The 15,089-nt window shown below is 33.6% G+C and carries 6 protein-coding genes; all 6 read left to right on the top strand.

Annotation, left to right across the window (positions count from 1 at the left end):
* Positions 1-102 precede the first annotated feature (102 nt).
* Positions 103-1,005 carry an ABC transporter ATP-binding protein gene (locus tag HNV08_RS06215; protein ID WP_173280309.1) on the top strand — a complete coding sequence of 301 codons (903 nt, stop codon included), beginning with the start codon at positions 103-105 and terminating at the stop codon, positions 1,003-1,005.
* A gap of 102 nt (positions 1,006-1,107) precedes the next feature.
* Complete coding sequence (locus HNV08_RS06210; protein ID WP_173280586.1) at positions 1,108-1,932, top strand: ABC transporter permease subunit; 825 nt, start codon at positions 1,108-1,110, stop codon at positions 1,930-1,932.
* A gap of 129 nt (positions 1,933-2,061) precedes the next feature.
* The gene (locus HNV08_RS06205) at positions 2,062-5,499 is read left to right on the top strand and encodes a T9SS type B sorting domain-containing protein (RefSeq protein ID WP_173280308.1); all 3,438 of its coding nucleotides are present in this window, start codon (positions 2,062-2,064) and stop codon (positions 5,497-5,499) included.
* On the top strand, positions 5,496-7,967 hold the full coding sequence (locus tag HNV08_RS06200) for a T9SS type B sorting domain-containing protein (RefSeq protein ID WP_173280307.1): 2,472 nt from the start codon (positions 5,496-5,498) through the stop codon (positions 7,965-7,967). Before HNV08_RS06205 ends, HNV08_RS06200 begins: the two co-directional genes overlap by 4 nt.
* 37 nt (positions 7,968-8,004) lie before the next feature.
* Positions 8,005-9,780 carry a T9SS type B sorting domain-containing protein gene (locus HNV08_RS06195; protein WP_241697187.1) on the top strand — a complete coding sequence of 592 codons (1,776 nt, stop codon included), beginning with the start codon at positions 8,005-8,007 and terminating at the stop codon, positions 9,778-9,780.
* A 387-nt stretch (positions 9,781-10,167) separates the two neighbouring features.
* Entirely contained in the window at positions 10,168-15,009 is a 4,842-nt protein-coding gene (locus HNV08_RS06190) for a T9SS type B sorting domain-containing protein (RefSeq protein ID WP_173280305.1), read from the top strand.
* Positions 15,010-15,089 lie beyond the last annotated feature (80 nt).

Raw genomic sequence — 15,089 nt, 5'->3', positions numbered from 1 at the left:
GCTTCATTCGTCTTATGTGCATAACCAATCAATATCTCGTATGGCATTGAAGTATGTCTTTAAGACGTTTTAACTCATATGGATATTTTAAAATCAATCAATTTGGAACCAATCCTTACTATAAATAATCTCACAAAGAAATTTGGCTATTTAACAGCAGTAAAAAACTTAAGCTTCACCATAAACAAGGGTAATGTATATGGTATATTAGGGCCAAATGGAAGTGGAAAATCTACCACTTTAGGTATCGTTTTAAATGTTGTAAATAAAACCCAAGGCGATTTTCACTGGTTTGATGGTAATATTACAACCCACAATGCATTAAAGCGTGTGGGCGCAATTATTGAACGACCAAATTTTTACCCTTACATGTCAGCTGAGCAAAATCTAAAATTAGTGTGTCGTATTAAAGGGGTGGACTATAATAAAATAGACGAAAAATTAGATGTTGTAGGTTTGTTAGACAGAAAAACACATAAGTTTAAAACCTATTCTTTAGGTATGAAACAACGATTAGCTATTGCTTCTGCCCTATTGAATGATCCAGAAATATTAATATTAGATGAACCTACAAATGGATTAGACCCTCAAGGCATACATCAAATTCGTCAAATCATCAAAGACATTGCTGCAAACGGAACCACTATTTTATTAGCATCGCACTTACTAGATGAAGTCGAAAAAGTTTGCTCTCATGTGGTGGTCTTGAGAAAAGGAGAAAAACTATATTCTGGTCGTGTTGACGAAATGATTAATAGTCACGGCTTTTTTGAATTAAAGACAGAACAACATCAAGAATTAATTTCAATTTTAGAGTCACACCCAAATATTGAAAAAGTTAAAGAAGAAGGCGAATTAATTACTGCGTTTTTAAACCAATCAATGTCAGCCTCTGCATTTAATAAATTGATGTTTGAAAAAGGCATACTCCTCTCGCATCTTGTAAAACGAAAAGAAAGTTTAGAAGAGCAGTTTTTACAATTAACAGACCATCAAGAAAATTAAACCATAATCATTTTAATACCTCATCGTTAAATCTTATGCTCATCACAGACGTAAGAAATGATGAGAAAAATAAAAGCGATACTAAAAAACCAATCCAACTATATGTTACGTCTTATACAACTCGAATTACAGAAGCTTTGGCTTAATAGAGCTAGTAAAGTTTTAATTATTATTTCATTTATCTTACCGTTTACGGTGCTTATACTATCCTCGATAAAAATTAATTTCTTTGGCTTCTTTACGTTAGAATTAGGAGAACTTGGAATATTTAACTTTCCAATAATATGGCATATAACCACATTTTTTGCGGCGCAATTTAAATTTTTCTTTGCTATTGTTGTGGTAAGTATGATAGGTAATGAATACAGCAACAAAACACTAAAACAAAACTTAATTGATGGCTTAAGCAAAAAGGAATTTATACTATCCAAATTCTACACTATTGTATTTTTCTCCTTATGTGCTACCATTTTAATAGGCTTAGCAACATATTTTATTGGCTTGTATTATTCGAGTTATACAGAGGCTTCCATTGTTTTTAGAGAAGTTGAATTTTTACTAGCTTATTTTGTAAAATTAGTAGGCTTTTTTAGCTTATGTTTATTCTTAGGCATGTTAGTAAAACGTTCTGCTTTTGCATTAGGCTTTCTTTTTCTGTTATTTATAACGGAAAGTATTATATATGGCCTAATGAAATGGAAATTATCAGACGCTATCGCAGATGGCATTAACAATTTTATGCCTTTACAATCCATGTGGAATCTCATTAACCAACCAATACAACGTATTGCCATGACTAAGTTTCCTGAAAAAACAGACATGATGTATGACTACGCTGTGCATTGGTATGAAATCGCAATCGTTCTTGGTTGGACAGCTATTTTTGTCTTTTTATCGTATCGATTATTAAAAAAGAGAGAATTGTAATAGCTTTATCATTGCGGTATTACGATGTTTCAATGTTAAAACTTAGGGGTTTTTAAGTTCTAGTTGTTATATTGTATGCCTATTACTAATTTCAAAGTAAATTAGTATGAATTGCAAGGTTAAGCTCTTATGAAAAAGAATTATTTAGTTTTTATACTTATAATAACTAGTGTGCATTTATTTGCTCAAAATGAAGCTTCATTTTGGTATTTTGGGCAAAATGCTGGCTTGCAATTTAATGCAGAAAATGGAACGGTTACGGCGATTTCAGGAGGACAAATAAATACGTTAGAAGGCTGTACATCCATTTCTGATGCAGATGGTAATTTACAATTCTATTCTGACGGAAGGACGGTTTGGAATAGCAACCACCAAATTATGTCCAACGGAAATTATTTTGCTGGTACTGGGCTTTTAGGTGACCCATCTAGTACATCATCTGGTTTAATAGTACCCAAGCCAGAAGATCCTACAAAATATTATTTGTTTACTGTAGATGAACCACATCACGATAATGCAAGTGCTTATCCAAATCAATTTACAGGCATTTATGACCAAGGTGGTAGCGTACCTAATGAAGATGATGGTTTTAATAATGGTTTTAATTATTCGTTAATAGATATGACGCTCAACGGCGGATTAGGAGATGTCGATGCTGTAGAAAAAAACATGCATTTAATAACTTATGACCCTTCTTCAACGTTAGATTTACAATATAAATGTTCTGAAAAAATCACAGCGGTAAGAGCAGAGGATTGCTCCTCTTTTTGGGTCATTACTCATTTTGGCGACAAGTTTTATGCCTTTAGAGTTGATGTTAATGGTGTAAATACGACTCCTGTTATATCTACTGTTGGACCTAACATACCAATTTCAGGCTACAGACGAAATTCTTTAGGGTATTTAAAGGCATCTCCTGATGCTTCAAAACTAATTGCAGCCAATTTTGGCAAAGCTACAACACCAGGTGATAATGCTGCAGGCAGTGTGGATTTATATGATTTTAATAACGAAACAGGTGTAATATCTAATCATATAGAACTTTATGGTCCAGAAAATAATAACAGTCCATATGGTGTAGAATTTTCTGCTGAAAATAGAAAAGTCTATGCCACTATTAGCGAAGGCGCTGGAGGTGCAGGTACTAGCCATGTTATGCAATGGGATTTAGAAAGTTCAGATATCATAAATTCTATACAAATTATTCATTCCTCATCACAGATGACTGCAGGAGCCTTGCAGTTAGGTATAGACCGACGTATTTACAGAGCTCAACTGAGTTATTCTGGTAATGATAATATCTCAGATTACTTAGGCGTAATTGCTAATCCAGAAGCAGATGGCACGGCTGCTAACTACAATGAGCAAGGTATATTGATTGATTTTAATGGCACAAATTTAAATAAAAGCAGAATAGGGTTGCCACCATTTATTCAATCACTTTTTAATTCGGAAATAGACATAATACAAAACGGTATTAGTACAACAGAACTTAAACTTTGCACTAATGATTCTTATACGTTAGAAGCTCAAAATATTCCTGGCGCAGATTATTATTGGACATTTAATAATGCGGCATTACCAGAAACATCGTTTCAATTATTTGTGGACACTCCTGGATATTACGAAGTTTATATAGAACCTAATAATGGGGAATGTCCCATTGAAGGCAGTGCTGTAGTTGGTGTTTTTGACATTCCGGTTGCAAATGCTTTATCAGATGTTGAAGTCTGTGATAATTTCACTAATGATGGTGTTCAAAATTTTAATTTTTCATCTAAAGATTCAGAAGCATTACTAGACCAAGACCCTTCGATGTATAATGTTCTTTATTTTGAAACTTTGGAAGATGCCAATTCTGGTGAAAACAGTATAATCTTTCCTTATAGTAATATCGAAAACCCTCAAACAATTTTTGCAAGAGTAGAAAATTCAGAAAACCCAAACTGTTATGATATAAATTCCTTTTCTATTGAAGTTTTTAATGTGCCATTGTTTTCTGCATTAAATAATATTGCTATTTGTGATAACCTTGATAATCCTATAGACGGTATAGGTGCTGTAAATCTAGAAACCTTTATACCTTCTATTTTTGGAGAACAAGATGTCAGCCAAACTAGCGTTACATTTCATTCCTCACAAGATGATGCAGATGCCAATGCTTCTGCTTTTCCGATTAATTATTCAAACACCACTGCTTTTAATGAACAAATTTTTGTTAGAATAGAAAATAGTCAGAATGAAAACTGCTATACAACTTTAAGTTTTAATTTGCGTGTAGATCCTGTTCCTATTGCTAATAATATTACAATTCTACAATGTGATGAAGATGGTATTCCCGAAGGCTATACATTATTTAATTTAAATAACCATATAGCGGACATTACCGATAACGTCGAAGGCTCTATTGTTGAGTTTTATATATCTCTAATGGATGCAGAGAACCAAGAAAATCCTATAAATGCGAATGCTTTTGAAAATTATTACAACCCTCACACCATTTATTCTAGAGTGTCTAATACCAATTCTAATTGCATAAACTTTAGTGAGGTTACATTAGAGGTTAGTTCAACCTCATCGCTAAACACAAGTTTAGAACTTTGCGATACCGATGGAATTGAAGATGGTTTTATGACCTTTAATTTGACAGATGCTAACAATGCTGTTTTAGCACAAATTACCAGTGATGTCAACCTAACTTATTATGAAACCTATGAAAATGCCTTATTAGAAATACATCCTCTTGGGAATTCTTTTATGAATACAACGGCATATAATCAAACGATATTTGGACGTGTTGAAAATAACAACAACTGCTTTGGTATCAGTGAAGTTGAGTTAACTGTTTTTAGTTTACCAAATATTGAAACAGCAGATGATACTATATATTGCTTAAACACTTATCCAGAACCTATTCTTTTAAATGGTGGTGTGCAAGACGACTTGCCTAATAATTATTACTATGCGTGGTCTACAGGAGAGAACACCTCTGAAATTGAAATTAATGCACCTGGCAACTATACGGTTAGAGTTTCTAATACAAATGGTTGTTATAAAGACAGAACTATCACTGTTTTACCGTCAATTAATGCTTCTATCACGAGTATTGACGTGACCGATGCTTCTCAAAATAATACAATATCAGTTATTGTGAGTGGTTCTGGAAACTATGAATATGCGTTAGATGATGCTTTAGGGCCATACCAGGACAGTAATACATTTCTCAACGTCATTCCTGGAATCCACACTGTATATGTTAGAGACAAAAATGACTGTGGCATCACAGAAGAATCTGTATCTGTAATCGGTTTTCCTAAATTTTTCACGCCCAATAATGATTCCATAAATGATTTCTGGCAAGTTTATGGCATTACAGAACAGTTTCAAGCCAATTCAACAATATATATATTTGATAGATACGGAAAACTTTTAAAAGAACTAGACCCATTGAGTCCTGGTTGGGACGGAAATTATAATGGATTTAAAATGCCAACAAGTGATTATTGGTTTAAAGTTACATTAGAAGACGGCCGTGTTTTTAAAAATCATTTTACCTTAAAACGATGACCAATAAATTTGTAACTACATCTAAATATACACTTTCAATTACCCTTATATTTATTTTTAATTTATCGGTTTTTGCACAAGAACCAAATGATTGTCAATTTGCGGTTACTGTTTGTGGCAATTCAGACTTTAGCTTAGATGTAAACGGAAATGGAACGCAAGAACTAAATAATTCTAACTCATGTTCTGGACAAGAAAACAACAGTCTTTGGTTAGAAGTTAATATTGCTACCAGTGGCACTTTGGCATTTACGCTAACACCAGGAAGTAACAGTATAAATGAAGATTATGACTTCTTTATTTTTGGTCCAAATGTTAGTTGTGGTGCTATTGGGCAAGCCATACGTTGCTCAACTACAAATCCTGCTGCTGCCAACCAAGGTAATAACTTAACAGGTTTAAACAACACTGATCCTGCGACTAATGAAGGACCAGGAGCAGATGGAGACAGTTTTGTAAGTGATATTGATGTCCTTGCTGGTGAAAGTTACTTTATAGTAATTGATAGACCTATTGGCAATAGTCCGTTTTCAATAAATTGGACGGGAACTGCTACGTTTCCTGAAGGCCCTACGAATCCGTTATTATCCAATTCTAATTCATTATTATTACCAAATATTACGATTTGTGATGATGCCGCACCTTACAACGATACTATAAGAGAAATTGATTTTAGCCAACTCTCACAAGACATCATCAATGGTGAGTCTGACGTACTCGTTAGTTACCATTTATCAGAAAGTGATGCCAATATAAACATTGGTGCGTTAGGTGATGTATTTACAAACACTACAGGTAGCCAACAAATTTTTGTTAGAATAGAAAATTCAACCACAGGATGTTTTATAATTAATCGTTTTACATTAAATGTTACTATCCTAACCAACTTCAATCAGCCCACGGATTTTGAGATTTGTGACGATGATACAGATGGAGACGATCAAAATGGACTATCAACGTTTAATTTCAACACCAAAAGCCAAGAAATTATTAACGGAATTACAGGCATTAACTACGACATAAGTTATTACCTAACTCAGGCCAATGCAGAATCTGAAACGGCACCACTACCGTTAAATTTTAATAATACCATTTCAGGTTCTACAGAAATATTTGTAAGAATAGAAGATTTAGATCAAGGTTGTGTAACATTCACTTCGTTTTTAGCTACAGTACTATCTAAACCAACCGCCAATAATGTATCGCTCATTCAATGTGATGAAGATGGCATCCCAGAAGGGTTTACAACATTCAATTTAACAGAAGCTATAGATGATATAACTAATCAAGAATCAAATTCTTCGGTAGAATTTTACTTATCACAAATTGACGCCCAAAATCAAAACAACGCTATTGACGGAACATCGTTTGATAATTTTTTTAATCCTCAAATTGTATACGCACGAGTAACCAACACCAATACAGGTTGTGTAAATTTTGGAGAAATATCATTAGAAGTGAGTACAACAAATTCTAATAATGCAAGTATAGCGCTATGTGATACAGATGGTACAGAAGATGGTTTTATGACATTTGATTTGAGTACGATTAATAATGACATCATAGCAAATACAACCACAACAAATTTAGATATCACTTTTTATGAAACCTATAATGATGCTTTAATAGAAGACAATCCGTTAAACCCCATTTATACAAATACTATGGCGTACGATCAAATAATATATGCCAGAGTAGAAAATTCAAATGCGTGTTATGGCATAAGTGACATTCAACTTTCGGTTTTTGAATTACCAAATATTGAAATCACAGATAACACTATTTACTGTGAAAACCTCGCACCTGCCACCACAACCTTAACTGGTGGTGTGATTAATGACATTCCTAATAATTACAGTTATTTATGGTCTACAGGAGAGACTACCACAACCATTGAGGTCAATACACCTGGAAATTATACCGTTCGCGTTACCAATTCTAATGGATGTTATAAGGATAGAACAATTACGGTATTACCTTCTACCATTGCTACTATAACGCAAATAGATGTTTTAGACGCTGTACAAAATAATTCCATTACAATATCTGTTACTGGTAATGGTGGTAATTATGAGTATGCCCTTAATAATAGTGACGGTCCGTACCAAGACGCTAATACGTTTGTAAACGTACCATCTGGACTACATACAGTATATGTAAGAGACAAAAATAATTGTGGCATCGCAGAACAGGCCGTATCTGTTATTGGTTTTCCTAAGTTTTTTACACCAAATAATGATTCAGAAAATGACTTTTGGCAAGTCAGTGGAATTTCATCGCAATTTCAGCCAAACACATACATTTATATATTTGATAGATACGGAAAACTTTTAAAAAGATTAGACCCATTAAGTGCAGGTTGGGATGGCACTTTTAATGGAACTAAAATGCCAAGTAGCGATTATTGGTTTAAAGTAAAATTAGAAGATGGAAGAAATTTAACAGGTCATTTCTCATTAAAACGATAACACTAATGATGTAATTACAACTATGACTCCTATAGCTTTGACAAAAAAACTTTTAATAGTTTTTAGCCTTTTTATTTGTGCTACATCCCAAGCAGTGGCTCAAGATATTTCCTTGTTTCAACAATTTAACGGAAGATATGATTACACAGCAATAGGCAATACATTAAATTCTGAAGAAAATGGTCTTGAAGCAACTTGTGCCATTTTAACGAGCTCAACGGCTAGTCTTAATCTTAATTCAAATCAAAATATAGTTGCAGCATACCTCTATTGGGCAGGCTCTGGCCTAGGAGATTTAAATATTAAATTAAATGGAATCACAATCAATGCTGAGCGCTCTTTTGCGGATGCTTTAGACGCAGACCGTGTGTTTTTTGCTGCCTATGCAGATGTGACTTCCATTATTTTATCAGAAGGAAATGGCGATTATACCGTTTCAGATTTTGATTTATCTGGTGTCATTCCTTCATATTGTCCAACAGGAACAAATTTTGGTGGTTGGGCGATCACTATTATTTATGAAGACACTGACCTACCGTTAAATCAGCTCAATGTGTATGATGGATTACAAAGTGTACCCACATTTTTAAGTATAACCTTGGATAATCTGAATGTTTTAGATAATGATAATGCAAAAATTGGTTTTGTAGCATGGGAAGGAGATAGTGGTATCTCTGTGAATGAACAACTAACCATAAACGGCAGTGTGATTAGTAACTTTCCGCTAAACCCAGCCAACAACGCATTTAATGGAACGAACTCGTTTACAGGAGCATCAAATTTATATAATATGGATATTGATGTTTATAATATTCAGAACAATATTAATATTGGCGATACTTCTGCAACCATTCAACTGACCTCAGGACAAGATTTTGTAATGATCAACAATATTATCACTGTCCTCAATAGTCAATTACCAGATGCCACCATTAATACTGACGATTATAGTGTTAATTGCGGTAACAATTCAATTGAACTATATTATACCGTTTACAACACCAATAGTACAGCAATTTTACCGGCAGACACACCAATAGCATTTTACCATAATAACGTACTCATTGGCCAAAGCGTAACACAGAATAATATTGAAATAAACGCAAGCGAAAGCAATTCAATTGTACTCACCTTACCAGACAATTCAGATAGCAATGTTACTGTCTTAGCCGTTGTTGACGATGATGGCACTATGAGTGGTATTGTAACCGAGACCAACGAAAATAACAATACCATGGCTATTGAAATAGAACTACTTGTCATTCCTGAAATAATGCTATTACCAGGAGTTATTGGTTGTAACGAAGGTTTTGAAACTACCACATTTAATTTATTTGATGCTTTAGAAGGCATGGATCTTATTATGGACAATATTAGTTTTTTCACCAACCTAGAAGCCTTAGAAAACAACGCCCAATCCATTGTGTTAACAGAATATTACACTTCTATGCCAGAAACGATTTATGTACGCGTAGAAAGCCCTCCGTGTTATGAAATTTTTCAATTTGATCTAATTGTTGAAAATTGCCCACCTTATATTCCACAAGGATTTTCTCCAAATAATGACAGCTATAATGATTGGTTTAATATTCAAGGTTTATATGATATTTTTACCGAACACGAATTGCAGATTTATAATCGGTATGGTAACTTAATTTTTGAAGGTGACAACAATAAACCTTGGTTTGGCGAAATCAACAGAGGACTTAATAATATTGGAAATAAAGTACCTGTTGGCACCTATTATTACATTTTAAATTTGAATGATTCAAATTTTCAGCCAAGCATGGGATGGGTTTATGTAAATTATTAAAAGTGTTAAAATTTTAAGTCGTTCAGCTTATTTTTTTGGAATTACGTTTTTGTTAGCATACTTTTATTCGGTATTCAATAAATACAATTTCCCTCAAGACATTTAAAGTCCCTCCATTTTTTAATTGAAACATTCAACTTATTGGTAGATTTTCCTACAAAATATTTTTGAAATAATGCAATCAAATTTATTTTTAAATCCAATTTTTGAAATAATTTTCTTTCAATTATGACTGATTTACGTGAAATATGTTAACATTTAGTGCATTTCAACGTATTTTTTTGTATTTCATCTTTTTTAATTCTATTTTTCGGCCATCATAAAGCATGTGTATTAGTAGACCCCAAATCAACTCTACACCAAACTTTTAAACTTAACCGAAACTAAATGACTTATTTAAATCGCTCCCTCTGCTTATTTATGGGCTTAATTTGTAGCATATCGTTTGCTCAACAAGTTACCGTAGATAATTCAGTTTCACCACAAGACTTAATACAAAACACCTTAATACAAGGTTGTGTAGAAGTCTCTAATATTTCCTCACCCTCAAACGGATCATCAATTGGTATAGGTAGCTTCGGCTATTTTGAAAAAGGTGCCTCCAATTTTCCTTTTGAAAACGGAATTGTATTAACAACAGGTAATGCCAATTCTGCTGGTAACGGACAAAACAATGATATTCTTAACGATGGTGACGAAACTTGGCTTACTGATAGTGATCTTGAAACAGCACTTGGTATTTCTGGAACTGTAAATGCCACATCCATTGAGTTTGATTTCATTTCCATATCCAACCAAATTCAATTTAATTATATACTCGCCTCTGAAGAATATTTCGGGAATTTCCCATGTGAATATTCAGATGGATTTGCATTTCTAATAAGGCAAAGCGGCACAAGTGATCCTTATACAAATATTGCATTAGTTCCAGGGACCTCAATACCAGTCAATACAAATACTGTACACGATGATATTGTTGGTTTTTGTAGTGCTTCAAATGAAGAGTATTTTGAAGGTTACAACTTAGGAGACACCAATTATAATGGTAGAACTACTGTACTCTCTGCAACAGCAGCGATTCAACCCAATGTACAATACCAAATAAAGCTAGTAATAGCAGATCAAACAGATAAAAATTACGATTCTGCAGTATTTATAGAAGGAAACAGTTTTGATGCTTCTGTAGATTTAGGAGAGGACCTCACAACATGTGCAAATAGTGCCTTTTTAAATGGTAATATTCAAAACACTAGCGCTACTTACTCTTGGTTTTTAAATGATGTAGAAATGCCTTCAGAAAATCAGCCAACGCTTACTGCTGTAGTATCTGGTACGTATAGAGTTGAGATTTCATTACCGCTTGCCGGAAACTCTTGTATTATTGAAGATGAAGTTAATATTACATTAAATTCTGCGCAAACCGCAGAACCACTAACTGATTTTACACTCTGTGATGACATTAGTAATGATGGTGTAGAAACTTTTGATTTATCTACAAAAGATGCAGAAGTCATAGCTTCAGTTCCTAATTCTAGTTATGCCGTATCTTATCATTATTCCGATTCTGATGCCTTAACCAATACAAATGCCATAAATGCTCCTATTCAAAATATAGGTAATCCACACACCATTTATGTTAGAATTGAAGACACTGTAAATGGTTGTTTAGCCTATTCTAACTTTGATTTGGTTGTAAATTCAAAGCCAATAATAACCAACCCAACCGCTTTAGAAATATGTGATAATCAATCTGGAGATGGCACAACGGCAATGGATTTAAATGCACTTAAAGATGCAGAAATAACTTTATCTCAAGAAGGTCTTGTAGTGACATATCATGGTACAGCGAGTGATGCCGCAAATGGAATAAATGCCTATCCAATGCCATACACTAATACAAATCCTACTGAGCAATTATTTGTAAGTGTACAAGATATTGAAACTGGTTGTATAAGTACAACAACTTTAGATATTTCAGTACTAGAAAGTCCTGTAATAAATATGGAACCTCATTATATTGATGCCTGTGACGCAGATCATGATGGTTATGCAGATTTTGACCTTACATCTATCATTCCTGAAGTTTTAGAAGGCTTAACAGATGTAACGGTTACGTTCCATGAAACGGCTGAAGACGCAACAACTGGAGCGAATCCTATAGCCAATGACACCAACTATCCAAATACCGTAAGTGAAGAGCAAGTTGTATATATTAGAGTAGAAAGTAATAACTCAAACTGTGCATCTATTGTTCCTATTGAATTACATACCAATCTTTTACTTACAGGTACTACTATCAATGACATTACCCTATGTGATTTTGATGATGATGGTACAGAAGAATTTCATTTCAATGATATCACAATCAATTTTGTAAATAACATAGAAGGTATAACGATTGCGTATTTTGAAACGGAAATAGATAGAGAAAACAATGCTAATGAAATTAATCCAGACATTCCATATACCAACCAAGATAATCCTCAAACAATATATATTACTTTAAAAAATAGTTCGTGTGAAGAATTTGCAGAGTTCGATTTAATATTAAACCAAATTGAAACTTTTGATTCTATAATAAGCACAACCATTTGTGATGAAGATCAAGACGGTTTTACAACTACAGACCTATCAACATTAGATGCTGAAGTTACCAATGGGCAAGATGGATTTACAGTTACTTACTATCCTACAGCACAAGATGCTGAGGACAATACTAACGCACTTCCTAATTTTTATACAAATACAACCAACCCATTTACATTACATCCAAGAATTACATCTTCGGAAACAGGTTGTTATGACGCTAACTCATTTGAAGTGACAGTGCTACCAGCACCAGAAAGCGAAACGCCAGATCAAATTATTATTTGTGATGCAGATAGAGATGGTTTTTCAACGATTAATTTAAATAACAGCATTCCTGTTTCAATTTTAGCCACTCCAAATCGTAGTGTAACTTTCCATAATTCACTATCTGATGCCCAATTAGATGAAAATGCCATAACAAACTTATCTAATTACGAAGCGCAAACAGAAATTGTATTAATGCGTGTAGAGAATACAAATACAGGCTGTTATGCCATTGAAGAGTTAGATATTATTGTGAACACATTACCGTTTGTAGGTGATTTAAGTAATTATGTCAATGAACTTACGTTTTGTGAAGATAATTCTGATGGTTTTGGAGAGTTCATTTTTCAAAATAAAGACGAGGAAGCCTTAAGTGGTCAGACCGGAAAGGATGTGAGTTATTATACCAATCAAACCGATGCAGATAATAAAACAAATGCCATCGATAAAACTAGTATTTACGAAAACGTCACTAATCCTCAAGAGATCTATGTTAGGATTGATAACCTAACCGATACATCTTGTTATACAACATCTTCATTTTTAATTGAAGTAGGTACAAACCCAATATATAACGAACCTACTAATTTACTTGTTTGTGATGATAGTGTTGTTGATGGTTCTACCATGTTTGATTTCACTGATAAAATCACTGAGATTTCTGCAGGTATTCCAGATATAGAAACGGTAAAATTCTTTACTTCAGAAGATGATGCTATTAATGACACTAATGAAATTCCATTACAGTTTGAGAATACGGTTAATCCACAACAAATCTATGTTCAAATAGACAATGGAACCATCTGTCAATCTATTACTTCATTTGTAATTAATGTCATTAGAACACCAGATGTAGCACCTGCTGATCCATTAATTGAATGTGATGATGATACCGACGGAACACTTCAGTTTGACCTTACGTTTGCACAATCAAATGTTTTAGATGTTAGACAAGAAGATCTTGAATTTACATTTTACGAAAACTTCGAAGATTCAGAATCTCAGTCAAATCAAATTGCAAACCCTGAAAATTACACCAATACATCAAACCCTCAAACGGTTTATATGACTGTAACAAACACGATCTCTAATTGTTATGTTACAACACCTATAGAGTTAATTGTAAACCAACCACCAATAATTAATGATTTTGAAGTCTTTGATGTCTGTGCCAATGCAACGCAATCTGTAGATTTAACCGATATTAATTCCGTTGCTAGAGACACCAACTTCAATGTTCTATTTAGTTATTTTGACAATGAGGCAGATGCCATAGCAAATACAAATGCTCTAGATACAAATTACACGTATCAAACCAATTTTGACACTTTGTATGTGAGAACCGAATACAGTACAACACATTGTTCTACGTATAATAAATTTAATATCAATGTCAATCCATTGCCAACCGCAAATCAACCTAATGATTTAGCCGCTTGTGATGATGATTTTGACGGTATTTTAGAATTTGATTTATCGCAACAATCCTCGACTATTCTTGGCGGACAAAACTCAAATTTATTTACGGTATCCTATCACAATTCTGAGTTACAGGCCAGTGAAAAGACATCTGTTCTAGAATTGGATTATTTAGCATACAATAATGAAACGATATACGCTCGTGTAGAAAACAATAATACTGGGTGTTACGACATTACAAGCTTTACTACTATTGTATATCCTCTTCCGGTTTTAGATATTGGTGACCAGGTCATCTGTTTAGAAAGTGATCCTCTAATTGTATCAGCTAATACAAATATAGCAACAGATACATACCTGTGGTCAACTGGAGATATAACACCAGAAATTGAGATTACAGCTGTTGGCAGTTATTGGGTAAAAGTAACGACACAATACGGTTGTGAAAACACCGAATATTTTGGAGTATCTGAGTCAGAAACTGCAACCATAGAAACTACTGAAGTGGTAGATTTTTCAGATCCGAATAACATAACAGTGACCATTAGTGGTATTGGTGATTACCTCTATCAATTGGATGATTTTGAACCGCAAGAATCTAATCATTTCGAAAATGTAGCCATGGGATACCATACTGTGACCATCATAGATTTAAATGGTTGTGCTAACGTAACCAAAGAAGTACTCGTAGTTGATATTCCTAAATTTTTCACACCAAATAACGATGGTGCTTTTGACACATGGCATATTATAGGCATAGAAACGCTATCAGGCACAACAATTGATATTTTTGATCGCTTCGGAAAACTAATAAAACAATTAAACTCTAGTTCTCCAGGATGGGATGGTTATTATAACGGTCATAAAATGCCAACCAGTGACTATTGGTTTATAGCCCACGTACAACAAGGTACAATTGCTTTTGACGTCAAAGGACATTTTACATTAAAACGCTAATTATTTGCATATAGAATTCATAATAACATAGTGTTATGTCTTACCATTAAGAAAATTCAAACCCTCTAAATTAGAGGGTT

Source organism: Winogradskyella eckloniae (assembly GCF_013249045.1).
Classification (GTDB): domain Bacteria; phylum Bacteroidota; class Bacteroidia; order Flavobacteriales; family Flavobacteriaceae; genus Winogradskyella; species Winogradskyella eckloniae.
The sequence above is the reverse complement of the archived record's forward strand: the minus strand, read 5'-3'. Positions and strand labels throughout refer to the sequence as shown.

What these genes read in the sequence shown, in the direction of transcription:
- HNV08_RS06210 (WP_173280586.1), top strand. Translation starts at nt 1,108, where the DNA reads ATGTTACGTCTTATACAACTCGAATTACAGAAGCTTTGGCTTAATAGA.
- HNV08_RS06205 (WP_173280308.1), top strand. Translation starts at nt 2,062, where the DNA reads ATGAAAAAGAATTATTTAGTTTTTATACTTATAATAACTAGTGTGCAT.
- HNV08_RS06200 (WP_173280307.1), top strand. Translation starts at nt 5,496, where the DNA reads ATGACCAATAAATTTGTAACTACATCTAAATATACACTTTCAATTACC.
- HNV08_RS06190 (WP_173280305.1), top strand. Translation starts at nt 10,168, where the DNA reads ATGACTTATTTAAATCGCTCCCTCTGCTTATTTATGGGCTTAATTTGT.